Annotated in this window: 23 protein-coding genes; 8 read left to right on the forward strand and 15 right to left on the reverse strand. The window is 45.8% G+C overall.

Going from position 1 to position 26,317, the window contains the following annotated elements; genetic code table 11:
* Nucleotides 1–71: 71 nt before the first annotated feature.
* Nucleotides 72–2,285 carry an exodeoxyribonuclease V subunit alpha gene (gene recD / locus JMX98_RS08180; RefSeq protein WP_201585847.1) on the forward strand — a complete coding sequence of 738 codons (2,214 nt, stop codon included), beginning with the start codon at nucleotides 72–74 and terminating at the stop codon, nucleotides 2,283–2,285.
* Between the two features lie 76 nt (nucleotides 2,286–2,361).
* Here the strand turns inward: recD and JMX98_RS08185 are convergent, their stop codons facing one another.
* Together JMX98_RS08185 and JMX98_RS08190 are read right to left on the reverse strand one after the other, a co-directional pair.
* On the reverse strand, nucleotides 2,362–2,922 hold the full coding sequence (locus tag JMX98_RS08185) for a hypoxanthine-guanine phosphoribosyltransferase (protein ID WP_105245837.1): 561 nt from the start codon (nucleotides 2,920–2,922) through the stop codon (nucleotides 2,362–2,364).
* 90 nt (nucleotides 2,923–3,012) lie between these two features.
* Nucleotides 3,013–3,681: a hypothetical protein gene (locus JMX98_RS08190; RefSeq protein WP_201585849.1), complete on the reverse strand. Its 669-nt coding sequence runs from the start codon at nucleotides 3,679–3,681 to the stop codon at nucleotides 3,013–3,015.
* Between the two features lie 357 nt (nucleotides 3,682–4,038).
* Between JMX98_RS08190 and JMX98_RS08195 the strand changes: the two genes are divergently transcribed.
* The 3 genes from JMX98_RS08195 (at nucleotide 4,039) to JMX98_RS08205 (ending at nucleotide 7,261) form a co-directional block, all read left to right on the forward strand.
* Complete coding sequence (locus tag JMX98_RS08195) at nucleotides 4,039–5,721, forward strand: carbon starvation protein A (protein WP_201585851.1); 1,683 nt, start codon at nucleotides 4,039–4,041, stop codon at nucleotides 5,719–5,721.
* A gap of 126 nt (nucleotides 5,722–5,847) precedes the next feature.
* A complete protein-coding gene (locus tag JMX98_RS08200) occupies nucleotides 5,848–6,171 on the forward strand; it encodes a cory-CC-star protein (RefSeq protein WP_413786538.1) in 324 nt (107 codons plus the stop codon).
* 52 nt (nucleotides 6,172–6,223) lie between these two features.
* The gene (locus tag JMX98_RS08205) at nucleotides 6,224–7,261 is read left to right on the forward strand and encodes an ArsA family ATPase (RefSeq protein WP_201585853.1); all 1,038 of its coding nucleotides are present in this window, start codon (nucleotides 6,224–6,226) and stop codon (nucleotides 7,259–7,261) included.
* 4 nt (nucleotides 7,262–7,265) lie between these two features.
* Here JMX98_RS08205 and JMX98_RS08210 read toward each other — a convergent pair whose 3' ends face one another.
* Nucleotides 7,266–8,879, reverse strand: coding sequence for a DUF3482 domain-containing protein (locus JMX98_RS08210; RefSeq protein WP_201585854.1), 1,614 nt, complete (start codon nucleotides 8,877–8,879; stop codon nucleotides 7,266–7,268).
* A gap of 66 nt (nucleotides 8,880–8,945) precedes the next feature.
* Complete coding sequence (locus tag JMX98_RS08215; protein WP_201585855.1) at nucleotides 8,946–10,313, reverse strand: DUF2868 domain-containing protein; 1,368 nt, start codon at nucleotides 10,311–10,313, stop codon at nucleotides 8,946–8,948.
* A gap of 217 nt (nucleotides 10,314–10,530) precedes the next feature.
* On the opposite strand from JMX98_RS08215, the gene JMX98_RS08220 reads away from it, so the two are divergent.
* Nucleotides 10,531–11,283, forward strand: a complete 753-nt coding sequence (locus tag JMX98_RS08220; RefSeq protein WP_201585856.1) for an SDR family oxidoreductase — start codon at nucleotides 10,531–10,533, stop codon at nucleotides 11,281–11,283.
* Nucleotides 11,284–11,323: 40 nt separating this feature from the next.
* Here the strand turns inward: JMX98_RS08220 and JMX98_RS08225 are convergent, their stop codons facing one another.
* The 3 genes from JMX98_RS08225 to JMX98_RS08235 form a co-directional block, all read right to left on the reverse strand.
* A complete protein-coding gene (locus tag JMX98_RS08225) occupies nucleotides 11,324–11,467 on the reverse strand; it encodes a hypothetical protein (protein WP_265089364.1) in 144 nt (47 codons plus the stop codon).
* Nucleotides 11,468–11,540: 73 nt separating this feature from the next.
* The gene (locus JMX98_RS08230; protein WP_201585857.1) at nucleotides 11,541–12,161 is read right to left on the reverse strand and encodes a GNAT family N-acetyltransferase; all 621 of its coding nucleotides are present in this window, start codon (nucleotides 12,159–12,161) and stop codon (nucleotides 11,541–11,543) included.
* A gap of 156 nt (nucleotides 12,162–12,317) precedes the next feature.
* The gene (locus JMX98_RS08235) at nucleotides 12,318–13,793 is read right to left on the reverse strand and encodes an ABC transporter ATP-binding protein (protein WP_201585883.1); all 1,476 of its coding nucleotides are present in this window, start codon (nucleotides 13,791–13,793) and stop codon (nucleotides 12,318–12,320) included.
* Between the two features lie 143 nt (nucleotides 13,794–13,936).
* Between JMX98_RS08235 and JMX98_RS08240 the strand changes: the two genes are divergently transcribed.
* Nucleotides 13,937–14,401 (forward strand): DMT family transporter, encoded by a 465-nt coding sequence (locus tag JMX98_RS08240; RefSeq protein ID WP_201585858.1) that lies wholly within the window; start codon nucleotides 13,937–13,939, stop codon nucleotides 14,399–14,401.
* Between the two features lie 9 nt (nucleotides 14,402–14,410).
* Here JMX98_RS08240 and prpF read toward each other — a convergent pair whose 3' ends face one another.
* The gene (prpF, locus tag JMX98_RS08245) at nucleotides 14,411–15,658 is read right to left on the reverse strand and encodes a 2-methylaconitate cis-trans isomerase PrpF (protein ID WP_201585859.1); all 1,248 of its coding nucleotides are present in this window, start codon (nucleotides 15,656–15,658) and stop codon (nucleotides 14,411–14,413) included.
* Nucleotides 15,659–15,736: 78 nt separating this feature from the next.
* Here prpF and JMX98_RS08250 point away from each other — a divergent pair, with 78 nt between their 5' ends.
* Complete coding sequence (locus tag JMX98_RS08250) at nucleotides 15,737–15,889, forward strand: hypothetical protein (protein WP_201585886.1); 153 nt, start codon at nucleotides 15,737–15,739, stop codon at nucleotides 15,887–15,889.
* Nucleotides 15,890–15,892: 3 nt separating this feature from the next.
* Here JMX98_RS08250 and JMX98_RS08255 read toward each other — a convergent pair whose 3' ends face one another.
* The 6 genes from JMX98_RS08255 to JMX98_RS08280 all read right to left on the reverse strand — a co-directional run bounded on the left by JMX98_RS08255 (nucleotide 15,893) and on the right by JMX98_RS08280 (nucleotide 24,283).
* Nucleotides 15,893–16,138: a type II toxin-antitoxin system Phd/YefM family antitoxin gene (locus JMX98_RS08255; protein WP_201585860.1), complete on the reverse strand. Its 246-nt coding sequence runs from the start codon at nucleotides 16,136–16,138 to the stop codon at nucleotides 15,893–15,895.
* A gap of 201 nt (nucleotides 16,139–16,339) precedes the next feature.
* A complete protein-coding gene (gene acnD / locus JMX98_RS08260; protein WP_201585884.1) occupies nucleotides 16,340–18,979 on the reverse strand; it encodes a Fe/S-dependent 2-methylisocitrate dehydratase AcnD in 2,640 nt (879 codons plus the stop codon).
* A gap of 99 nt (nucleotides 18,980–19,078) precedes the next feature.
* Nucleotides 19,079–20,209, reverse strand: coding sequence for a 2-methylcitrate synthase (gene prpC / locus JMX98_RS08265; RefSeq protein WP_201585862.1), 1,131 nt, complete (start codon nucleotides 20,207–20,209; stop codon nucleotides 19,079–19,081).
* A gap of 112 nt (nucleotides 20,210–20,321) precedes the next feature.
* Nucleotides 20,322–21,215, reverse strand: coding sequence for a methylisocitrate lyase (gene prpB / locus JMX98_RS08270; RefSeq protein ID WP_105245810.1), 894 nt, complete (start codon nucleotides 21,213–21,215; stop codon nucleotides 20,322–20,324).
* Nucleotides 21,216–21,642: 427 nt separating this feature from the next.
* Nucleotides 21,643–22,950 (reverse strand): NRAMP family divalent metal transporter, encoded by a 1,308-nt coding sequence (locus tag JMX98_RS08275; protein WP_201585864.1) that lies wholly within the window; start codon nucleotides 22,948–22,950, stop codon nucleotides 21,643–21,645.
* Nucleotides 22,951–23,227: 277 nt separating this feature from the next.
* The gene (locus JMX98_RS08280) at nucleotides 23,228–24,283 is read right to left on the reverse strand and encodes a LysR family transcriptional regulator (RefSeq protein ID WP_201585865.1); all 1,056 of its coding nucleotides are present in this window, start codon (nucleotides 24,281–24,283) and stop codon (nucleotides 23,228–23,230) included.
* Nucleotides 24,284–24,451: 168 nt separating this feature from the next.
* On the opposite strand from JMX98_RS08280, the gene JMX98_RS08285 reads away from it, so the two are divergent.
* A complete protein-coding gene (locus JMX98_RS08285) occupies nucleotides 24,452–25,498 on the forward strand; it encodes a hypothetical protein (RefSeq protein WP_201585866.1) in 1,047 nt (348 codons plus the stop codon).
* A gap of 248 nt (nucleotides 25,499–25,746) precedes the next feature.
* Here JMX98_RS08285 and JMX98_RS08290 read toward each other — a convergent pair whose 3' ends face one another.
* Entirely contained in the window at nucleotides 25,747–26,247 is a 501-nt protein-coding gene (locus tag JMX98_RS08290; protein ID WP_201585867.1) for a hypothetical protein, read from the reverse strand.
* Between the last annotated feature and the right edge of the window lie 70 nt (nucleotides 26,248–26,317).

Consider the following 26,317-nt stretch of genomic DNA (forward strand, 5'->3'; position numbering starts at 1 on the left):
ATAGTGCTGCTAGGATACTTTTTTAAAGCCCTAAATTGAACTGATTATATAAATATAGAGAAGAACACATCATGAGTAATAATAACAATAAAAGTAAGGCTGATATCAGCTCACAAGAAAGCTGGGCCAGTCATATTAGCGATTATATTTTGCTACGTCGTCAGCAAACACATGTAGCCTATAGCAAGGCCGATGCAACGGCTAAGGACAGTAGTGCAAAAGTAGACTCAGCATCAGATAACGGCTTATTTACCGCTCTATTTACTATGTTGGCTGCGCATTTAGAAGAGGGGCATACTGTACTCAACATTCAGGAAACTGAGCATGAAGCGCCGCATAGTGGTCAGGTTGGTAGCGAGATAGTGACACTATATGAGTGGCAACAGCAGCTGTTAGAGATGCTAGCAATGCCGCTGATTGCCTTGATTGACACTCAAATAGCGGTTCAATCAGAGGTTGATATTACGGCAGAGGCATCAATATTTATGTTGCTGGAGAATTTGTTTGCTAAGCAAGACCAGCTATGGGCGCAGCTGGCACTTAGCAATCATGAAAAAGAGATGTTGGTTAAAAGGCTTGATACAGTAGCGGCACTTTACCAGTTATTGAAAAATAGTAACTTAACGTTTTTTGCTAAGTTAATCGATGAGCACACTTTGTTCGCTGACGTTAATGCAAACGCAAACCATAATGAAAATAAAAATAGCCTAAGCAAAAATAATCAACCTATCGTTTATCAGCACATTAACAGCAAGGAGGACGATAAACAAAACGCAGCAATCACGTTTTGGTTTCACCGAGCGTGGCAAGCGGAATTTAACTTAGCGGCACGCATCAATACTATTTTAGACCAACAAGTAACGCCGCTTAAGATAGCGATACCTGACAACCTTCACGAAAATCAGATAAAGGCGATTGATATCGCTAATAAAAATGCCTTTAGTATCATTACAGGTGGCCCAGGCACGGGCAAGACTTACACCGTGGCGCAGCTGGTGATGGCATTGCAGCAAGCGACAGAGGGTAGGGGAGCGGCACATGAAAAAATCAAGTTTAGTACAGACAGTGCTAGCCTAGCGTTAGCCGCGCCAACGGGTAAAGCGGCACAGCGTATGCAAGAGTCTTTGCAAGCCGCGTTAGATGCCGCGAATGTCGAATTACAATTACAAGAAGCCAAAACCATTCATCGCTTGCTAGGTATCGGACGTACGGGCAGACCGCGTTATGATGCCAATAATCCACTTGGCGAGGATATCATTATCGTCGATGAAGCATCGATGCTAGGGGTGGAGCTGGCAAATTATCTTGTCAGCGCAGTAAAGCCTGGGGCGCGACTGATATTGTTGGGTGATGCCAACCAGTTGGCTGCGGTAGATGCAGGGGCGGTATTGGCTGATCTATGCCGTATTTCGCGCTTGCAAGCGATTCATGCGGAGCTCACAGAGAGTCGCCGATTTACCGCTGACTCTGGTATAGGTAAACTTGCTTATCAAATAAATAAAATAGAAACGGACACGCAGGCTATTTGGCAGTTGTTAAAATATGATGAGGCGCTGAGCTTTGAGTATATAAACAATATCAATAGCTTACCAACTTCATCAGCTAATGATAACGCTATAATAAATAGCCTAAGCAATAAAGAAAAAATATCAAAAGCAACTAAACATTACAACTCATACTTAAATAAAATCAAAAATCTTCTGCAAAAGCCAATAGAAAAATCCATGCCGAAGTCAGTCAAAACAACCATTACTTCGCTAATGAACACCTTCAATCAGTTTCGAATATTAACTGCCGGCCACAATGGTGAATGGGGTGATCATTACATCAATAACTATTTTACACAGTGGCATCTTACTGAGCTGAAGCTGCCTCTGGGTCAAAACACTTGGTTTCATGGCCGACCTGTCATGATTCTACAAAACAACTATGAGTTAGGGTTGTTTAATGGCGATATTGGTTTTTGTTTGCAGACTAGCGATGATCGTAGCCGTCTCGAGGTGTTTTTTGAAAATAAGGAGCAGGGGATTGCTGTTAATTTGCTCAATGAAGAGGTCATCGCCACTGCTTATGCGATGACTATTCATAAATCCCAAGGATCAGAGTTTGATCATGTGCTCATTACTTTTGACAATAGTCACGCAAGGCTGCTGAGTAAAGAGCTGATTTACACCGCTGTGACACGTGCCAAAAAACAAGTGACCATATATAGTACAAAACACGCACTAGAAAAAGCCGTTCAAACGCCCACTGAGCGCCATACTGGCTTAGCCTTACAGTTTTAGAGTCACTACTAAACCTATAAGCAAAAAAAAGCATCCGATTAGGATGCTTTTAAAAATGCCCGCTTAAATAAAGCGCTTACGCTTCTTCTTTAATGGCATAAATACCTGGCAGGTGACGTAGATAACCATGGAAATCCATGCCACAACCATAGACATAACGGTCTGCAACGTTGATACCGACAAAGTCCACATCAAAGTCAGCAACTTTGCGATCATGTTCTTTATTTAGCAGCACGCAGCATTCGATAGACAGCGGTTTTTCTTTACCAAGTTGTTCTACGACGGCTTTTAGGGTGATGCCTTCATCAAAAATATCATCGATTAGCAGTACGTGCTCACCTTCGATACTGACATCAGGCTTAAATTTCCAGTCTAGCTCATTGGTACCTTCGTTATCACGGTAGCGTGAGGCATGGATATAATGCATACGATGATAAAAAGTCAAATGGGTCAGTAGTTGACCAGCTGGAATCAATCCGCCGTTCATCACGACCATGACGATAGGATTTAGGCCAGCGTAGTGCAGGTTGAGCTGAGCGGCCAGACGCTCATAAGCTGCGGCAACTTCGATACTGCTAATAAGGCACTCTGAGTTGCGTAGGGTTTTTTCGATTTCTTGGTTACTAATTTGGGTCATGGGTTGCGCCTTTGATAAAAGTGCCGCCTATTTTAGCAAATTTTACTAAATTTGCCCAACATTCCAGTCTTAATAAAAATATAATATTCGCTATTCTGGCTTTTTTACGATAAAGGGGCGGTAATAATTGGCCAAACGGTTTAAGGAAGTATCTGGCAAATCGGGCAATAGCTTGTTTAATGCCATAGACATGCCTTTGTCGATGGCCGCTTTGGCAACGGGCACAGATTTGCGTTTGATCATGCCAAGCTTTAAGGTTTCAGCGTAGCGGCTGACAAAGTGTGTCAACGTTTCCTCGTTCATGGTTTCAAGCGCGGTTTTAAAGGTTTTCATATCTGTATGCTCAGGCGTAATCGCTGCAAAGCCTTTGTCGACGGTCATGGCGTCTTTATCAGACAGCTGAAAACCAATGCGCTTGATACCATCATTATCGATAAATGTCGCTCGATCTCTTAAAAAATGAAAGCTGGGTAGCACTTCTTCGTTGTTTTCTTTACCCAGTAGGATGTTTAATAGCGTGTCCGTCGCTTTTTCAACGGTGCCGACCACTTTGCGCATGGCTGCTTGACGTTCAGGGTTTGGAATGATATCCACTAAGCCGACGAGTAGGTTGTCAATCAGGTCACGCGCGGTTTGGTGAGTCAACGCGTCGCGATAAGGGTAGTAATCTACTGACTCATTTGATTCAACCACTTGCTCTGCTTCAGTAATAAGCGCTTTTAATTTGTCTGAAGGAACGAATCCAAAATAATGTGCCATGCTAACTCCTTTATTTGTTGTTTTTAACGTCTTACTACTGTTGTAACCTTTGTAACCTTCAATAAATCAGTTACCATCTAAGGCATGTCTTTTATCAAAACATACAGGAAGTGAAGACATGCTTATAGATAGACAAAGAAAAATTCATCAAAATTTGTATTCATTTACCAAGCGTTTTAATCTTACAATACCATATGAAAAATCGGTGCTATCAATCAAATCAATGATCAGCTGCTATGTCTTTGATAGCAATGTTCTTGGGTTTTTATCGCTCACTAATTTAGCATACTTTTTTGATTTTGATTTAAAAAGCTTGAACTCATAAGGCTATCTAATACTTGTCTAGGGAGAGATAAGATGAATAGTGCTATTGTACTGCTAATTGCAGTTGCTGCCATGCTCTGCGGTTATGTGTTTTATTCAAAATTTATCGCCACAAAAATTCTGGCATTGGACAACAGTCGTCCCACGCCAGCTCATACGATGAAAGATGGGATTGATTACGTCCCTACCAATAAGTATGTATTGTGGGGACATCATTTTACCTCAGTGGCAGGGGCGGCACCGATCATCGGTCCAGCTATTGCAGTGATTTGGGGCTGGGTACCTGCCATCATTTGGGTGGTGTTGGGGACTATTTTTATGGCGGGTGTCCACGATATGTCCGCTATTTGGGCGAGTATGCGCAATCGCGGTCAGTCGATTGGCTCTATCGCGGGTACGGTCATGGGCACACGTGTGCGCAGCTTGATGATGGTCGTAATATTTTTATTGTTATTGATGGTCAATGCGGTGTTTGGCGTTGCTATCGCCAATATGATGATCAAAACGCCATCTGCTGTATTGCCTGTTTGGGGCGCATTGGTGGTAGCCTTTATCATCGGTCAGTGTATCTATCGCTACAAGATGAATCTGATTTGGGTCTCTATCATTGGCGTCACTGCTTTATATGGTCTGATTTATCTTGGCCCTATGTTCCCAATTGTGTTGCCTGAAACGGTCTTTGGCTTGCCTGATAATGCGGTTTGGATTCTCATTTTGTTTACTTATGCGGCAATTGCATCATTGTTGCCTGTCTGGATGCTGCTGCAACCACGCGATTATATCAATGGCTTGCAGTTGTTTGTTGGCTTGATTCTATTGTACGCCGCGATTTTCATTGGTACGCCAAATATTGTCGCGCCAGCAGTAAACACAGCGCTGCCAGCTGGCACACCATCACTCATGCCATTGTTGTTTGTGACCATTGCTTGCGGTGCAATCTCAGGATTTCACGGATTGGTGGCGACAGGGACGACCTCTAAGCAGATTGACAAAGAAGAAGACGCACGTTTTGTTGGTTACTTTGGGGCGCTGGGCGAAGGTATGCTAGCACTTGGCGCGATTTTGGCAGCCACGGCAGGTTTTGCGACCCTTGGAGACTGGCAGGCGGTTTATCAAAAATTTGGCGACGGCTCTATTGGCGCGTTTATTGATGGCGGTGCAACCATTCTAAACGCTGGTGTCGGTATCGATATCGTGCTATCCCAGACCATGCTTACGGTAATGGCAGCATTGTTCGCTGGTACCACGATGGACACGGGTGTTCGTTTGCAACGTTATATTTTCCAAGAGTTTGGTGAGTTTTATAACTTGCCTGCATTGAACAAAGGCTTCGTTGCAACCCTGCTTGCCGTCGGTAGCTGTTTGCTATTGGCCTTTGGCGCTGGCGGTATCGATGGTGCTGGTGGTATGATTATCTGGCCATTATTTGGTACGACCAATCAGCTGATGGCAGCCCTAACCTTGATGATTGTTACGGTTATTTTATTGCGTAAGGGTAAGCCAGTTTGGTACACCTTAGGGCCACTGACTTTCTTATTAGTTATGACTGTCTTTGCTCTATTAATTCAGCTAAAAACCTTCTTCACTGATGGCAATTGGCTACTGATCATTATGGACATCATTATCTTGATCGCAACGATTTTGGTGACGTTTGAAAGTCTGTCGGTACTGCGTAAAGAGTGGTCAATACACAAAGGTAAAAGCGGTGACATTTAAACGCTAAACAGATTTGAGTGTCTATTACATCAAAACCTTCTATCAAATAAAAAGCGCTAGCAGCAATTGCTGGCGTTTTTTGTATCGACTAGGCATGATAGAGCATAACAAAACATCAGGAGTTAGATGATGAATAATAAAGAAGCACCAAACGAGATAGAAGCAGCTGAAAACGTCCAACCACCAGAGAGTACTCAACCATGGTGGCAACGGTTTGTGGCAGGACTCAATGAGTTTTATCATGCACCATATCGCCAAACGATGGCACGGGCAGCGCGTGACGAAGAAGATTTTTTTATGATGATGATGTTTGCAGAGAGCCTCGGTATTGATAATCCTGCCGGCTTTTATACCTTAGAGTTACAGCCGTTATTTTTAGAAAACTTTCACGAATGGCACACGCGCATGGGTATGGATAGATGCCCATTTGACCATGTTGGCTGCTGCTAATCGTTTATTTATGATTGAAAAATAAAAATAATATAAGAAATGAGATGAAAATATGGCATTACATCCTCTACATACATTAGTAGAACAACTAAAAGCACAACCGATTATATTTATCGGCGGTAAGGGCGGTGTGGGAAAAACCACTACTGCCGCCGCACTTGCCAGTTATTACGCAAGCCAGCAGCAAAAAACGCTGATTGTCTCAACCGATCCAGCACACAGCTTGGGTGATGTGCTTAATATGCGGTTAAGTAACGAGAAAACAGCGGTAACGCCTTATCTTGATGCTATCGAGCTAAATCCTGACGTCATCGTCGATGCGCATTTTGCCCAAGTTGAGCATACCATCAGTGCTTATGCCAATCCCGATATGATGCCCAAAATTCGTGAGCACCTGCGTCTATCTAAGTCGGCACCCGGTGCACAAGAAGCCGCCATGCTCGAATCCATGTGTCAGCATTTAGTCGAAGCGGCAGATGCAGGCTATGAGCATATTATCTTTGATACTGCACCGACAGGGCATACGCTACGGTTGCTAGTACTACCAGAAATGATGGGCGCGTGGACAGATGGATTATTGGCACAGCAAAGGCGGCAAGCCAAATTGCGCTCAGTAGCGACGCATTTGGACAGTCACAATCAAACGCGTGGTAGTGGTGGTCAAAAAAACAGCGATCATAATGTGCCAAATCCATTTGCTGCAAAAAAATCTGATCGCTGGGAGCAGGCGGTAGCAGTACTAGAAAAACGCAAAGCACTGTTTCGTCAAGCAGGCCTACTGCTGCATGACCGTGGCCAAACGGCGATTGTCTTGGTAATGACCGCCGACGTGTTACCACTGGCTGAGACCAAACGCGCTGTCTCACAATTAGAGGACAGTAAACTGCCGCCAGCGGCGATAGTAGTCAATCAACTAATCAAACCGACGCAGGCGGATGCGTTTTGGCAGCATCGCGCCGAGCGCCAGCAACAGCTACTGCAAGATATTGAAAGCAGTTTTCCCAATTATTCGCTATACCCAATCTATTTGCAAAAAACAGACGTACGCGGTACAGATGCATTAAGTACCTTGCTAGAGGCTTCATGCTAGCTGGTCACTCAGACTCACGTGATTGTAATTTGCTCGCCAGCGACCACGCCATATCGGCACGCAATAGCTGAGCCTGCTCGGATTTACCGCTACTAAGCGATGACCACTGCGGTTTGCCGCGCGCTTTTTTGAGCTCGCTTGGTAGTTTGTGTGTCGGCCATGGTGTGACGGTATGGCCGTCGTCATCTAACGCTTGCTCAATATTGGTTTTTTCCCCTTTATATAGCAATTGCGTGGCATCAGTTGCTGCATGACCACGACGGCGCAGGGCGGTAAGCAAATCTATCGCGCGCGTGGCGAGTAAGGTTAGAGTGGCAGGGTCGATATATAAGCGCTTTACGCCAGTGATTTTATCAGCGATGCTACTGGTATTAGACAATAACCCACCTGCGATACCACCGATGGCAGCGCCCAATCCCAACGTCGTGCCAAGGGCCGCCGCATCAATACCCAAGCCTAATAGTGCACCTGCTGCCGCGCCCGATGTGGTGCGAATACCATAGCTTTTGAGCAGCTCAGGGTCAAAAGGATCTTGCTGGTACGCTTGTAATTCAAGTGGGGTGGCTGCTACCGCATTATCATAAAACTTATATAAATTGAGCAAATTGTGCTGCATCGCCCGTTCGCTTTGTCGCACCGCTTCTTGCATTTGTGCAAGTATGGGCATTGGGTCATCATCTTCATTGATTTCATAAACGAAAGCGGCGACATTTAATAAAAAGTCGGCAATGATGATATTGGCTTCATCATACAGCTGCGCCCAGTTCTCTGTTCGACGCGTCATCAGTTGCTCAAGCATCTCCGAGTGAGTGAGCATAGTGGCGAGATTTTGCCATAGGCGCATCTCGTCTTCAAATTCAAAGGCGACGGAATCAAAGCGCGTCGATATATGCAGATTGCGTCTTGCCAGCATCGTTTGCCACTCATCGATATTGGCATCCTGACTGTCGGTAAAATTAAATACTGGCATCACTGGTATCGCCGCCCACGATAAAATAGCCAACTCGTCTTTATATTTACCGAGTACCGGCTCACGCGCATCGACGACATAAATGGCCATATCGCTTGCCAGCAACTGCCGAATCACTTTGGCTTCTTGGCTATAGTCGTCATTGCCGCCACTGCTCGTTAGGTCGTCACCACCTTGGGCAATATCTGCGGCCAAAAACTGCTGCAAACGCTCAATACCATCACGGCGACTGGCCGTATTGTCTTCTAGCCAATCCATCAGCCCTGAAGCGTCCTCTAGGCCAGGGGTATCATATAGTATGACCAAGTCTTCACCGGTTTGGCTATCTGTGAGTTTGGCTTGCTCAACATGACGCGTGGTGGCCGCCTCATTTTTGACTTCACCAAAATAAACATCACGTAATAGTGTGCGCAGGATAGAGGTTTTACCTGTATTGGTATGGCCAACGACTGCCAGTTTCAGCGCTTCGCCACTGGCGATGGTTGTTTTTTTGCCAGCGTGCGCTGTCAAGTCGTTTGATTCTTCAGTGTCGTGAGTCTGCGTAGATGCTGTTGGCGAGGCCTTTACATACCCTACATGAGGCTCGTCTTTTAAGGCTTTGTCGGCAAATAGGCCGACGGGCTGACCATTGGTTCTATTATTATCCATTTTATGTTTCCGTATTATTCATATATATAAACGCTAGCGCTTTTGTACAAATACCAAAAAACGTGACTAACTGTCCACTAGGCCAATGTTTCGCGCCGCAAGCGCGGTTTGCCACTGTTGATAGCGAGTTTCTTGGTTTGCTATCGTCTGCACCGAGTCTTTTGCCAAAGTGCCATCACTAAGCAGCTGGATAATAAGCCCGTTTGCCGCATGCTCTGCGATACGATCGAGTTTGCGCAGGGTGCCGCGATCAGGCAGCGCATTACTATGAACGCCTAATAACACTTGCACGGGGTGCTTATCAAGATAGCTTGTCAAGCGCTCCATATCATCGCGGTCATCAACGATACCGAAATCCTCTATCTCACTATTATCATTAATATCGGCATCAACACCCCCAAGCCACCAGTTGTCTTGCTTTGCTGGATACTCGAGTAGGGCCACCAGTTTTTTACCAGTGCTGACCGTCGCTTTTGGCGCGACAGGAGCGGGTGCTTCTTTAAAATCATCAGCATCAACCACATGACGCTGCCAAAAATTCAAAATTTTTTGATAATAAGGCTGCTTGATATCTAGGCGCATTTTTTTGCGGCGAAACATCAACGCACAAAACGCCCAAGCGATGGCTCTAGGTACGATACCATACATCAGCAAGCTTCCTACCAGCAGCCCCGCCCATTGCCGCGCGGCAGACAGCGGCATCGCCTCAGTCACCATGCGGCTTTGGGCGATAGCGGTACTGTCTGGCACGTCAAACCCTACCAAGCTTGGCAGCCAGCCGAGTATCTGAGTCAACGTGATAAGCGCCTGATCAGACAGTAAGGTCGACTCCCAGCTAAAGCTGTACTGACGCACGATCAATAAAAACACAATGGCCAGCAGCATACCCGTCAAGGTAGCGAGCCATAATTGATGGCTAAAACGCCCCAAATACCAGCGCATACCGCTGTGCTGTAGTTGACGCTCGTACAAGTCAATGGCTGCTTTGGTCACATCGTCTTTACCACGAATAAGATAGCTGGGACTGACAAAACTGGCAAACCAATTGGACGACTGCTTGCCTTGATTGATGAGCGTCATCGCAAGCCAGCCTAAGAGCATAACGGTATGAAAGCCAAGCAAGCAGACCAGAACATAAAAGAAATTAACCACATTGGTCTGAAGTAGGGTAAACAGTCCTAGAAACCCTGAGATGCACCACACCACACTCATGACTATCATGATACCCTTGATGCGGCCATCAATCTTGCCGAGCACCCCTGCCAGCGCACCGTTACTATCAATACGTGAGGCGCGGCGGTGCAGTTTTTGGATAGGTTTTCCATCCTCACCTTGCAGCTTTTCGGTGATAAGTAGTGGGTCGGTTGCAAAGACATGCTGCTGCGTCTCAAGCGTGCGTACCAGCTCAGTCAGTTGGTCTTGGGGTGATAGCATAAGATATCCGTATAAAAGCGTTGGTCAACAATCATCAGTTTGATTGTGTGAATGATTATTGTAGCCTATATCGTATGGCGGTGACTTCGGTTATTTTTAGCGTTTTCTCATAGTATATGTAAAATGAATGCGCCAAAATAAATGGAGAAATAAAGATAAGCAGCAGCCTATAATACAGATAACCATAAGGGCGGTATTATGAAACAAAAAAAATTATTTGGTCATTGGTGGCACCGGTGGTATCGGTCGGGCGATTGTGAAAGAGCTATTACAACGAACCGCTAATGAGCAAAGCGATACTAATACAGCACATGCCAAAATATATGCCACTTATCACAAAAGTCAGCCTGACTTTGCGGCAGATCATTTGTATTGGATATCGATGGATGTGAGCGATGAGGATAGTATCGAACAAGCCATTGCTGATATTAAGCAACAAAACACTCATATTGATTGGGTGATTAACTGTGTCGGCTTATTACATACGCCACACAATCAGCCAGAAAAAGCGCTGCGGCAGATGCAGACGGACTTTTTTCTACAGAATATGCAAGTCAATGCACTTGCCAGTCTACTGATTGCCAAGCATATCAAGCCATTACTCGCAAAATCTGAACGTAGTGCGGACCACCCTGCCATTTTTGCGACCATATCGGCGCGTGTGGGCAGTATCAGTGATAATAGGCTTGGCGGTTGGTACAGCTACCGTATAAGTAAAGCGGCGCTAAACATGGGTATGAAGAATTTGAGCATTGAATGGAGGCGGTCACTAAAGGGTGTCTGCGTGGTGGTCATGCAGCCAGGTACGGTTGATACCCAACTGTCTTCACCTTTTCAGGGCAATGTGGCGGACGAAAAGCTGTTCACGCCTGCCTATAGTGCGGCGCGTTTACTCGCCGTGCTTGATTCGATTAGTGCTGCTCAATCTGGTGGTTTTGTCGATTGGGCAGGTGAGTCGATACCTTGGTAAAAGACAGGTAAAACGGGTGATTGATAAAAACGTCAAATCATTAATCGGCGACAAATAAATCCATAAATTCATTGACCGGTGTTTGCTCTAAGCGGCTTTGGTCATCACATAGCACAAAGGTACCGGCACAGCGACTGTCAATAAAACGTGTGGCCAAACTGGCGCGAAACTTGGCTTTTAGCACTGGAATGCCTTCTTTGCGGCGGCGTTTATGACCGATAGGATACTCGACAGCTTAGATTCAACAAATGGCTATCTTATGTCATCAAATAAATCAGACCTGCGACAAACATTAGGCTAAAGAGTAAAAGCAGCACACCCAAAACCTTACTTGCCACCCCTGAGCCTCCTGACGGCGGTTTTTTAACTTTGCTCTTTTTGGCCACTCGCAGCACCATCTTGACATGCTCGATATTATCCTCAAGGTAGTAATCTCCTTCAGGAACAAACCCTAAGGACTGATAAAAGCTGAGCAAGTAGGTCTGTGCGGAGATAATAATAGGACGCTTTTTGCCATATTTTTTGCGGCAATGAGCGATAGCTTGAATCATCATCTGTCTTGCTATGCCTTGACCGCGATGCTCTGATAATACTAGTACGCGTCCAATAGCAGACATAGCGGTATTAAGCGAATCGGTATCGGCGGCGCTCAAGTTAGATCTGAGCCCGTTGTACTCAGGTGGAATAATACGGCAATAACCAACGAGCGCTTCGTTTTGATGCGCAACGAGATGCAGACAATCAAAGTCAAGCTCATCCATATCTTGATAAGCGCAGTTTTGCTCCACCACAAACACCTGCGAGCGCGATCTTAGAATATGGTAGATATCGACGGAGGTTAACTCATCAAAGGTTTTTATAGAAAATTGGGTGGTCATAATATTTTGGCTTTTGCAAATGAGATGATAATCATGAGTTTGAATGAAGGCATATTTTTAATGCTTTTGGGTTTATAGTGCTAGGCTAAAAGCACCAGCCTACGACGTCGCTTAGATTATTATTAAAACGCACTTTTTGCAATAATGTATAAGACATTAACCCTGAATCGTCTGACTGATCTTATCTAGATTTAAACTATCGGACATGGCGCTAAAGATCTCATAGTACTTACCGCCTTTATCATACAGCGCTTCATGCGTCCCAGTCTCAACCACTTGACCATTTTCTATCACTACCAAGTCATCAGCGTCAATGATCTGCGCGATGTTATGCGAGACCATAATTACCGTTCTATCTTTTTTGATAAGATCTAAGCTTTTTTTGACCTGTTGACTGGCGATGGCATCGAGGCTCGCCGTTGGCTCATCCAAAAATACAATCGGTGGATCTTTTAAGAACATACGTGCTAGCGCAATACGCTGCTGCTGACCGCCCGATAGCGATTTGGCCGTACTCTCGTAACCGTCTGCTAATTGCATCACTTGCTCATGAATCGAAGCCTTTTTGGCTGCAACTATAATGTCATCCATAGTCGCATTCATATCGCCGTAACGGATGTTTTCACTAATAGTGCCTGAGAAGATATGATTACTTTGTAATACCAGACCGATATTCTGACGTAAGTCATGAGTATCGCAGTCTTTTAAATTATGACCATCTAAGCAAATCATGCCGATGGTCATTTGGCCCTGCAACACAAAGTAAGAGGTCAGCAAGATGATGACCACGACGCCGATTTGTTCAATAAAGGTTTTCACCGCGTCATAGATAAAGCCAATACTGCGAATACGCAGCTGATTATCCGTCATCTCTTTTTGAATTTTTAGATGCTTTTGCGCTTCAATAGGCTCGCGGACAAAGGATTTGACCACATTAATTGAGTTGATAAGCGAGATAACCAGTCCGCTTTTGGCTTCGCGAAAGCCACGCATCTGCCGACGAAACCCTTGCAGACGTTTGGCTTGTTTTTGACTAATAAAAAAGTAAATCGGAATAATAAACAGCCCAACCAGACCAATCCAAAAGTTGGTCGAGAACATAATAATAAGCGAGACAATGGCACTGGCAAACAGCGGTAGCATATCGATAAAGAAGTTTTGCACCAAACTTGTTAGGCTACTAACCCCATAATCAATACGAGTTTGTAGTTTACCGCTATCGTTTTCACTACTGGTATAAAACGCCATGCGATAAGTCAAAATACGCTCGATAATCTTTTGTGATAAATCCCGCGAGAGATTAATGCGAATCTTTTCACCATAAAAGCGCTGCCCAAACGAGATAAATATCGACAGTATCTCTTTGGTCAGTAGTACCGCACTGATAATGCCAAGCATACGTACGCCCGCTTCCCAAGGCTCGGCAAGTGTGGCAATCTCAGTCAAAGTATCGACAGCATAACGCAACACAAAAGCATTGACCTGCGCGGTAAAGGAACCAAGTACGGTCAAGATCAGCGTGGCAATGATTAAAAGCTTATAAGGCGCGGCAAACACCGCCAGCTTTTTGAGGATATTCCACAATAAAGCGCGCCGCTCAGTCTTTTTGACTGGCGGCTTTTTGTCTAACATCACGCGGCGAAACTGGGGAGAGGTTGTCATAAAAAATTAGCTCATTGATTTGAATATTTCACTAAATTATATTTATATTAAATATAAAAATTAAGTTTGGTATTATATGGAGATATTCTTTATTATCTTTTGGTGAACGCCGTTTGAAAATACTCCCTTATATCTTGATTAGCCTATTAGGAGGTGCCATTGTTCCGCTCCAGCTGGCTATTGTCAACGCTTTTCGAGAAAGTACGCAAGCCTCTCAAATCCAATCTACCTTTTATTTATACTTAGGAGGTGCATTGGCTTCTTTAGTGCTGTCCTATATGATGAGTGGTGGTATCAAACCGCCAATAATTGAAAATGCGGCATGGTGGATGTGGTTACCAGGATTCTTGGGCAGCTTTTATATTTTATTTATGTTTATTGCCGCGCCCAAGATTGGTGCAGGAAATACACTGCTTTGGGTCTTTCTTGGGCAAATGTATTTTGCCCTGATTCTAAACCAAACGGGCTTGTTTGGTTTAGAAGTTAAAGCAATAGATATTTATAAAATCATCGGCTTAGCTTTAGTGACTCTTGGTGGTATATTAATGATATATGGCGAGACTAAAACAGTAGCTTAATATTGCGGCTTAAAAAGCATCCGCTGGTACAAAAACTTCTCCAACCATAATACGGCGGGCTGAGCGACTCATCGACACTTTTTTGGCTTGCCAGCGGCCGTCGACTTGTTCGGTCTTACCGCCGACCAGTAGCGTCCCTGATGGATGACCAAAACGCACCTCGGACAGCTCGCCACCGCCAGCCGCCTCATTGACCAATGTCCCTTGCGTGGTGGCCGCTGCCGCAATGGCGACCGCTGCGGTACCCATCATCGCATGATGCAGCTGTCCCATACTCATCGCGCGTACCACTAAATTGATATCATTTGCATCGACTGATTTACCACTTGACGAGGTATAGCTCTGTGCTGGTGCTACCCAAGCGATCTTGGGAATATGTTGGCTCGCTTGTGCCTCACTCTCATCTTTAAACAATCCCATCGCCACGCCGCCACGCGCACGTATTTTTTCTAACTTGGCTAATAGTTTGTCATTACTATTAATATCACCTTGTAATTCTGTACCGCTAAATCCTAAGTCTTCCGCGTTCATAAAGATAGTGGGGATACCTGCGCTGATAAAGGTCGCTTTGACGCTATCCTTATCGAGGCCACAACCAGAGACATCAAAGTCATCGACGAGGTTGTTGGTCGGGAACATATCACTGGATGAGTCGACCGGATCGATAAATTCAATTTTGACCTCAGCAGCGGGGAAGGTGACGCCATCAAGCTCAAAGTCGCCCGTTTCTTGTACTTGCACCTTGCCATCTGCGTCTTTGTATACAGGCACATGAGCGATAATGGTCTTGCCAATATTTTCTTGCCAAATACGCACTTCGCAAATACCGCTATCGACATCAATGCTACTAGAAACCTTATCCGCGTCAACAATACCCATATTAATCGCACAAGCACCAACTGCGGCGGTTAAGTTACCGCAGTTACCCGCCCAATCAATCATGGGCTTTGCGATATTAACTTGTCCAAATAGATAATTAACGTCATGATCAGCTTGTTTTGCTTCAGACAAAATCACCGTTTTTGACGTGCTAGAGCTACCATTACCTAGACCATCAATCTGCTTACCATAAGGATCTGGGCTACCAATGACCCGCAGTAAAAAATTATCACGCGGCGAGCCTGCAACTTGGCAATGCTCAGGTAAGTCGGATAATTTAAAAAAAGTACCTTTTGACGTGCCGCCGCGCATATAGGTGGCAAGGACAGAGATTTGCGGCGCGAATTTTGGTTTGTTTTGAGAGGTTGATTGGGTCATTATTAGGAGTCCTTAATATAATTATGATTTGATTCTGTACTATTGGTAATATAAATAAAGGTGAAAATAGAGAAGATTATGACAACAAATAGAAAGCACAAAGAAAGCTCAGCTAAAATTAAACGTATTATGCAAGATAACCCTGACTTGTCTTATGAGTTTGTGCGTCAATTACTCATCGCTCAAGATGAAGTCGAGGCTGGTCGGGTCGAGCCTTACAAATCTGGATAAATATTATTTAGTCTTAGAATTTAACTTGCTACTTTCATATTGCTCAACAGAATTAGCCAAATGGGCAGCATTCGCAGGCGCCCCTAATAAATAAAGCGTCTCCATCAAACCATTGTAATGAGCACTCGACATAACAACCGCATCATTATCGTTTTGACGATTTATGACTACTGCATCTGTACCATTATTCACCGTATCTAAAACGGCTTTAAAGTCTTTATTAGCGTCTGTAAAGCTGACAATTTTCATAATATTTTTCTTAATATAAAATTTTAATAAAATACAATCTATAGTAACTCTGCAAAATTGTGATGCTGGGTTAAAAACCCAGCCTACGCCAAATTCATATAGTTAGAGAGTATAAGCTTAAAAAAACCGATGCCATATAGACACTCTATACAACATCGGTTATTTATAACTTACAAGCTAAACCTTAAACGCTCAAAACGCTTAGGCCACTTCACCCGCTAAGAACTCTTTGGCAAAGCGCTGCAGCATACCGCCAGAGTTATACATTTTCACCTCATCAGCAGTATCTAAACGGCAAATAACAGGCGTTTTATCGACTGTGCCGTCTTTGCGATGAATCACTAGCGTCATCTCGCCACCAGCGGATACCTCACCTTCGAGATCAAACACTTCGCTGCCATCGATGTTTAGCGTCTCACGGTTGGTGCCTTGTTTGAACTGTACGGGGAGAGCACCCATACCGACAAGGTTTTGACGATGGATACGCTCAAAATCTTCAGCCACGACGACTTCTACGCCAGCCAGACGCACGCCTTTGGCAGCCCAGTCACGGCTTGAGCCTTGACCATAGCCGTCGCCTGCGATGATGATCAGCGGTTGGTCACGATTCATATACGTCTCAATCGCTTCCCACATACGCATGACCTGACCTTCAGGCTCTACGCGAGCGAGTGAGCCTTGAATGACGTTGCCGTCCTCGTCGCGTACCATTTCATTAAGCAACTTCGGGTTGGCAAAGGTGGCACGCTGCGCAGTCAAGTGATCGCCGCGGTGGGTGGCGTACGAGTTGTAGTCTTCCTCAGGCAAGCCCATGGTATCGAGATACTCGCCAGCGGCGCTATCACCCATGATGGCATTAGACGGCGACAAATGATCGGTGGTGATGTTGTCACCGAGTACGGCCAACGGACGCATGCCTTTTAGGGTGTTTTTCTTCGCCATCTTACCTTCCCAATACGGTGGACGGCGAATATAGGTGCTCATTTCGCGCCAGTCATATTGCGGGTCGATGACCGACGCTTCATTACGACCTGCCTGCGCTTTGGCTTCATCAAACATCGGGATGTACACTTGATTAAACTGCTCAGGCTTCACCGCTGATTTGACAATAGCGTCAACCTCCGCATCGTCAAACCAGATATCTTTTAGATACACATCGTTGCCGTCTTGGTCTTTGCCCAGTGAGTCTTTTTCGATATCGAAGCGAATGTTGCCTGCGATAGCATAAGCAACCACAAGCGGCGGCGAGGCGAGGAACGCTTGCTTGGCATACGGATGGATACGACCATCAAAGTTACGGTTGCCCGATAGCACAGCGGTACTAAACAAATCGCGATCGATGATTTCTTGCTGGATATCTGGGTCCAGCGCGCCGCTCATACCGTTACAAGTGGTACAGGCAAAGGCCACAACATCAAAGCCTAGCTTTTGTAGCTCAGGTAGCAACCCTGCTTCCTCTAAATACAGCTTAACTGTTTTTGATCCAGGGGCTAGTGAGGACTTCACCCAAGGCTTACGAATGAGGCCTTTTTCTACTGCGTTACGCGCGACGATACCGGCGGCAACCATGTTGCGTGGGTTTGAGGTGTTAGTACAGCTGGTGATCGCAGCGATAATGACGGCACCATCTGGCATCTGGCCATCTTTTGGCTCAGGCAACTTATTATCAGCGCCGTGAGCGATGCCCTCGGCCACAAGGTCTGTCGTTGACACACGAGCGTGTGGACGTGAAGGACCAGCGATATTACGCACAACTTTTGATAAATCAAAATGCAGCACGCGCTCATATTCAGCATCTTTTAGGCCATCCGCCCACAGACCAACTTGTTTGGCATAAGCTTCAACGATTTTGATTTGCTGCTCTGAGCGTCCGGTGAGACGTAGATAATCAATGGTTTGCTCATCGATAGAGAACATCGCAGCAGTAGCGCCGTACTCTGGCGTCATATTGGAGATAGAAGCACGGTCGCCAACAGTCAGGTTTCGTGCACCTTCACCAAAGAACTCTAAATAAGATGACACCACGCCCTCAGTGCGTAAAAACTCGGTCATCGCCAGTACTAAATCGGTACCAGTGATGCCTTCTTGTAGTTTACCTGTCAGCTCGACACCGATGATATCTGGCAAGCGCATGTATGAGGGATTGCCCAGCATCACGCTTTCGGCTTCTAGCCCGCCGACACCGATAGAAATAACGCCAAGCGCATCGACCATCGGCGTGTGGCTGTCGGTGCCGACTAGGGTGTCAGGGAAGGCGATAGCATCGCCGTCTTGGTCGGCGACCACTTGTACGACAGGCGACATTTTTTCTAGGTTGATTTGGTGCATGATGCCATTACCAGGCGGTACGACGTTGACGTTGTCAAAGGCGTACTGGCACCAGTTGATAAAGTGAAAACGGTCTTCGTTACGGCGCTCTTCGATCGCGCGGTTCTTCTCAAATGCGTCTTCTTCAAAGCCTGCGTGCTCAACCGCTAGCGAGTGATCGACGATCAATTGTGTCGGTACGATAGGGTTTACTTTGGCAGGATCACCGCCTTCCGCTGCGATGGCATCACGTAGGCCTGCCAAATCGACAAACGCGGTCTGACCTAAGATATCGTGACATACCACGCGGGCAGGATACCAAGGAAAGTCGACCTCTTGCTTACGGTAGATATGCTGCGCTAATGCCTCGCGCAAATCCTCAGGTGGGCAGCGACGCACGAGGTTTTCGCATAATACCTTTGAGCTAAAAGGTAGCTTGGCATAAGCACCAGGCTCGATCTCATTGACCGCTTGCTCGACATCAAAGTAATGTAACTGGGTACCGGGCAAGGGTTTTTTGTACTTATCGTTCATGGTTTGCGGATTAACTTGCGTTAACGGCTGTTTGTTGTCTGTCATGACGGATCATCCTTACTAAGAAGGGTTATTAAAAATCGCTGTTATTTAAGAAAATTAACCGCGCGCGCCGATGTCCGGTACTGAGCGCAGCTCTTCGCCCGTATATTCCGCGCTTGGGCGAATGATACGGTTATTCGCGCGCTGCTCAAACACGTGTGCCGCCCAGCCAGTTAATCGTGAACAGACAAAGATGGGCGTAAACAGCTTGGTCGGGATGCCCATAAAGTGGTAGGCTGAGGCATGAAAAAAATCAGCATTACAAAACAGTTTTTTCTCGCGCCACATGACTTCCTCACAGCGTACCGATACTGGGTATAGCACTTCATCACCGACGTCAGCCGCCAGCTTTTCAGACCAACCTTTGATGACGACGTTACGCGGATCCGACTCGCTATAGATCGCATGACCAAAGCCCATGATTTTATCTTTACGCGCCAGCATGGCCATCATCTCTTTTTCGGCCTCATCCGGTGAGCCAAAGCCTTCGATCATGTCCATCGCAGCCTCATTGGCACCGCCATGCAAATGCCCACGTAGTGAGCCGATCGCACCTGTGACACAAGAATGAATGTCCGATAACGTAGATGCACAGACGCGGGCGGTAAAGGTCGAGGCGTTGAACTCATGCTCAGCGTACAAGATCAATGAGACATTCATCACGCGCTCGTGTAGCTCGTTTGGCTTCTCGCCTTTGAGTAGATGCAAGAAATGCCCACCGATAGTAGCATCGTCCGTTTCGGTCTCGATACGCACGTTGTCATGGCTAAAGCGATACCAGTAGTTGATGATAGATGGGAAGACCGCCAGCATACGATCGGTTTTATCATTTTGCTGATCAAAGTCGGTTTCCATCTCAAGGTTACCGAGCATCGAGCAGCCGGTACGCAGTACGTCCATAGGATGCGAGTCCGCTGGAATGCGCTCGAGTACGTCTTTTAGCGCTTGCGGTAGGCCGCGCATTTTTTTGAGTTTGGCTTGATACGCATCAAGCTCGCTTTGGGTGGGCAAGTTGCCATACAGTAGCAAATACGCCACTTCTTCAAAGATACACTTGTCCGCCAGCTCAGAGACATCGTAGCCGCGATAGGTCAGACCTGAGCCTGATTTGCCAACTGTCGATAGCGAGGTCTTGCCTGCGACTTGACCACGTAGGCCTGCGCCTGATAATTCTTTTTGTGCTGCCATGGTTGAATTCCTTTTTTTAGGTGGCTTGTTTGGGTAATTGACGAAAAGGGTGATGTCATAGTGATAAGCACTTATTATAGATACTTATTGATTGACACTTATTAATCGGTGCTTACTTATTATCTGCAAACAGTTTGTCTAGCGTTTGCTCAAACTCATGATAGTTTAAGAAATCATATAGCTCCATGCGGGTCTGCATGGTATCGACGACGTTTTCTTGTGTGCCGTCATCTAATAGATGCTGATAGACATTGAGGGCGGCTTTGTTCATCGCGCGAAAAGCAGATAAAGGGTACAGCACCATATCGACACCCACTCCATATAGCTGATCGGTGGTGTATAGATCGGTCTGGCCAAACTCTGTCATGTTGGCCAGTACAGGGATATCGAGCACATCGGTAAACTTGCGATACATCTCGATGTCGGTTAACGCTTCTGCAAAAATCATATCAGCGCCGGCCTCAGCAAAAGCAACGGCACGCTCAACCGCCGCGTCCAACCCTTCGACCGATAACGCATCGGTGCGCGCCATGACCACAAAATCAGGGTCGGTTTTGGCATCTAAGGCCGCTTTTAGGCGATCGACCATCTCTGAGATACTGACGATTTCTTTGTTTGGGCGATGGCCGCAGCGTTTTTGTGCCACTTGGTCTTCGATATGTACAGCAGCCACGCCCGCTTTTTCCATTTTTTTGATGGTTTGGGCGATATTAAAAGCGCCACCAAAACCAGTATCGATATCGACCAATAACGGCGTATCTACCGCGTCGGTGATACGGCGCGCATCCTCTAGCACATTATCAAGGCTGGTCATACCCAGATCAGGTAAGCCAAAAGACGCATTGGCCACGCCGCCGCCTGATAGATAGATGGCCTGATGACCGACTTGGGTCGCCATCATCGCGGTATAGGCATTGATAGTACCGACGATCTGTAAGGGTTGGTTTTGGTCGTTTTTTTGAGCCAAAGCTTGGCGAAAACGTGCGCCAGCGGATAAAGAAGTCATGTGGTGGTCCTTGTTATCGTTTTATGCAAAACACTGAGTATAAAAAGTAAAAAGTGAGGTTGATCGTATTAGTTTTTGATTATACCCAAATATCTACCGATGCAAAGGCCCTGCTAAGCTAGATTTATAAACTATTGCTAATTTATTAGTGAAATAAAAGTAAATCTATTCGTATTTCAAATAGCATTATCCAAAAAGTCATTATTTCTTTGATTTATTATTTATATCCTTTAAATCATAAAAGTACTGGCAGTGATTTATTTACATTTATTTACAATTACATCTACGCTGGCAGGATTTGACAAAGCAAAGGAGCAGGGGCGTTATCTAGTCGCCAAAAAAAGCCCTAATAGCAATACTAAAAATGCTAAAAGGGCTTTTATCGCTTGAGCGTTATTCGTTTAAGAAGGAGGTGCTTTTATGCTCTCTAGCCAAACATACCGGTTAGGTTGGCTAAGAACAACAACGCAAAGCTGGCTAAGAAAATAAGCCCAGCGATCGACCAAGCATTCATGCCAGCTGAGAGCTTTTTATGCTTTTTCACCAGTGAGTAGTTGAGCCAGCCAAAGATGGGCGCTGAGACAAAGGCGGAAATCATAGCAAACTTGAGCATCGCGCCAAGCTGACCTGTAAAGAAGGTAATGATTACCAAACCACCACCGATGGCATAAGTTGTCCAAAACGCGACTTGTTTTGTGTTGATTTCCTTTTCACCTTTGAGCAAACGCCAGCACTCTGCATTGGCACGGCCATAACCGTCGGCACAGGTGATGGTGGTGCCAAACATACACATAAAGGCGACGAAGGCGACCAGCAGCCGCGACCACTCACCGATGGTCGCTGTGTACATATTGATCAACTGATTGATATAAGCGCCGCCAACCAGCTCAATCTCTTGTCCTGAGCCGTACTGCACAAACACGCCAAGTGATAAGAAAAACAGCGCCAAAATCGCAGATACTGAGTAACCGACATTAAAGTCTAGCAAGCCCTGACGGTGGGTCGTATGATCGGTTTTGACCTTGGCAGAGGTCCACATAGAGGTAATGGCAGCAAACTCTAATGGCGCGGGCATCCAGCCCATCAACGCCACAATAAAGCCTAGTGTCGCCAAATTCCATGGCGAGGCGGCAACAAAGTCAGTCGCCATCACGGTCGGCTTGCCAGCAGCGATGATGACCGCCGCAACGGTAGCCGTCGTGAGAGCAATCATGATCCATTTGGTCACGCCATCGAGTACCTTATAGTGACCTGCAATCAAAAAGAACCACGATACAGCCACAATGATGAACGATAGCATCATCGTCGATAGACCAAGAGAGGCGGGCAGCATAAAGCCTAATATCACCGCAGCAATCAGTGACACAGCACCGGTACTGATGACGGCAGACAAGATAGATAGGATAAAGTACACCCAAAGATAGACCCTTGAGCGCTTGGCATAGCCAGCAATCAGACTCTCACCTGTGTCATAGACATAATCAGTACCAAAGCGAAAAAACGGATACTTAACGACGTTGGCCAAAATAATCATGATCGCAAGCTGCCAGCCATATATCGCGCCAGCCTGCGTTGATGAGATCAGATGCGAGCCGCCGATAGCGGCCGTCGCCATCAAAATCCCTGGGCCAAAGATACGCCAGCTAAAGCCCTTGGGCTGCTGAGCCTCATCGGTTGCGCTGTCGGTCGCGTCGGTGCTTGCAATGCGAGAGTTGTTGAGTGGTTGTGTGGACATGAATACCTCGAGATGTTTGAACGGCAAATCATCACTTACCTGTGTCAGTCTGCCAATGAACGGTCATGAACGTTTTATTACCTTTAATAAAACGATTCATCTTGTATCGACTTTAGCACACCGAAGCTGTTCAGGAGAATGATTCTTCTAATAATTATTACTAATTGTTTGCATGCCCATTCTTGATAGTTAGCATAATTGCATGTAAATATCAAGAGTTTGGACGAATTTTTTTGGCCGTTCTTTATAACATAATAATCGTTCAATATCTGATAATTTAAGGCATCGAGGCAAATTTTTGTGGTCGATAGGTGATACCGCGCTGCTCATACACTTGATACGTCGCGGTGAGTAGGTCGGGGATGCTTGGATGAACGCAGTCTTTGAGCGTATGTAAATAAATAGGGGAGGTAGCGTTTTCGTGAATGAGACGCTGATAGCTGATCTGCTCGGTACGGACAGTGCTTAGGCTGGCAGGCACCAGCGTGATCCCTTCGCCTGCCGCCACTAGGCCCAGCGCTACTTGTAAGTCACTCACTGTCGTGGTCATAAATGGTGATACACCGTATTGGGCAAATAAATGCAGCAGCGGCTCGGTGATCGGCTCGTTTTGTCCTAGCGGCGCTTGAGAGTCCAATGACGTATGCTGCTGAGCTGCAGAATCGGTATCGATTGGCGAAGAGGCCGGCGACTTAGGCTTTGATGACGAAAAAGCTGTCGATACTGTGGTGGCTATCGGCAGGTGTGTTTGATGGTATAAAATCAGGCGGTTATTTGCCAAATCGATCAAACGCTGCGCACGCACCTGCGCAAGCGGATGCGCCTTGGGCAAGGCCACCACGTAGCGCTCATGACGTAGGAGTATCTGCTGAATCCAAGGATCTTGGTGAGCGAAGCGCCCAAAACCAATGTCAATCTCGCCAGATTTTAGGGCATCGATCTGCTGATAAGAGCTGATGTCTTTAAGATTGACATCGATATCAGGATTTGACTGCTTTAGGGTGGCGATAATGTCGGGTAGTAGCCCATACAGCACCGATGGCACAAAGCCGATATTGAGTGTGCTACTGGGCATAGATAAGCGCTGAGTCATGCTGGTGACTGCCTCAATCTCTATCAGTACGGCACTGATTTTTTCATAAAAAAACGCCCCCGCATCTGTCAAATGCAACGGCCGATGGTAACGATCAATGAGCACCACCCCCATCTCTGTCTCAAGCTGTTTGATCAGGCGACTCAGACTTGGCTGCGACAAACCTGTCTGGGTTGCCGCTGCGCTAAAGCTGCGTAGATCTGCAATCGCAATGAACGCCTTCAGTTGTTTTAAATCCATATCTGAGTGCCTGTTATATCTAAGGGTAAATAGGTAAAACCTACAAATTGTGCTTGAAGATAGAGCAGTAGGTAATTATATTGGCCGTAACGGTGCTGTTACATTTGGCAAATAAACTGTATCATCCTTTATCTAATGGTAATAGTATAACTGGCTCGGTATCATTCTATGAACGATATAAATAATGACAGTAGTATTGATCTTGAAGCAAAGCTTGATACAAAGTTGGCAAAAAAGATTGCCAATGCTAAAAATCGCAGAGACAAGCGCAATGGTGATATCTACAAGCGTTTTTTGAACCGCGTGCAGCACCCTGAGCCTCATAAAAAACTAGAGCCTCTAAAAAGCGCACATCATCTACCTGCTTATGAGCCGCTGACCGACGAAGAGCTACAATGGTTTGCTAGTCAAGATAAGCATGACAGCCAGCCAAAACAGCCGCCAAACGACCCAACAGCTGCGGCACCAGATACTGAGCGCGACAACGACAAACTTGATTTTACGCTGGGCTTTTCTGAGCCAGATAGTACGACCTCTCACAGTGTATCAACGCCTGAGGGTGGGGTAGATACCGACAAAGAGACGGGCAGTTTATTTAGCGCAGATATTGTAGAAATAGATAGCGGCGTAGCGCCAAAGCATCACATCGACGACCATGAACCACAGGATCGTCAAGCGGCTGCCAGCACAGAGGTTGAGGCTAGCAGCTATCAAAGTACCGACTCTCAAAGTCAAAGTATCGATCCTCAAGACGAGCAAGCGCTGGCAAGTAAACGCAAACCATCAACACTCATTATCGGTATCGGCTCAGTACTTTTGGCAGCGGCCGTGCTGGGTTATGCCGCCATCACTTATTTCTCTAGCGATACAAAAGACAACCCTATACAAAGTACAGAAGCCACAACCCCTGATAATGACGATACAGTAACCACGGGCACTGTGGCTGTAGCGACTCAGCAAGAGCAAGATGCGATGACAGACACCAGTGCAACTGCTGATCATACAGCGTCAAGCGACTCTGGTGCAGCACTTAGCTCGGATAAACCAGACGAAATCGCCACAACCGAGCAGCCAGCTGACGAAAGTCAAAACAATGCTGCCTCAAACAGCGAGGATGAGAATTTGGATACTGAGCTGGATGCTGAGCCTGTGATTACTTACGAAGAATTTAAAGATGAATCACAAACCACATTGTACCGCGAGACCAATGATTGATGATTGAAGATGTTCCTTGTAGGGTGGACTGACCATACAGTGCTTAGCAAGGCAATGTCTAGTAAGCGCTAATATAATCACTGATATAGTATTTTATAGACCTTATTTAACATAATATACATTATGCGAAAACAAACCAATGCTTTTAGTAGGTTGCCGATAAACTTTTATACGTCTTTTTTTATACATACTGATTCGACGATTTTAAATCCGTCACCAAACCAATCCATTGCCATAATTTTTTCAAACTAACGGCAAGCTTTTAGCAAATGCTCACGCAGCGATTTTCCTTGATCAGTTAATATCACGTCTGCCACTTGGCAATTTTTATTATCACAAGTCAAATCATAATAGACATCGCCGCCTTGTGCCAAGCTGACTTTAACCAGCCCTTTATCGGTGATAGCAAACTGCTTGTCTTGCTGATAATCAGGATCCTGTGAGTTCCATAGTACATCGTAACCCACATGACAAGACATTTGCGCTGTCTCAAAATATGTTTGTTCTAACTGCATGGCGTTTTGCAGCGCTGTATTGGCGTATTGTTGCAGGACGACTGGATTATCCATCCCTTCATTACGGATGTCTTGCTCATACATCTGGCGAATGGTTTGTAGTTTTTGCGCGTTATATGTCTGCGCGCCTGTTGTCGTATTACCCTTTGTAACATTACTTGCTGCATGAGCAAACGTCGCAAATCCTGTCGCGAGCGATATCAGTATGGGTATCAATGGTTTAATAATCTGCATGGGTCAATTTACCCTGTTTTTTTACACAAATAGCTATTAACCATTACATCACACTCATATGAGGACTGTG

Source organism: Psychrobacter sp. HII-4 (assembly GCF_904846595.1).
In the GTDB taxonomy this organism is placed as follows: domain Bacteria; phylum Pseudomonadota; class Gammaproteobacteria; order Pseudomonadales; family Moraxellaceae; genus Psychrobacter; species Psychrobacter celer.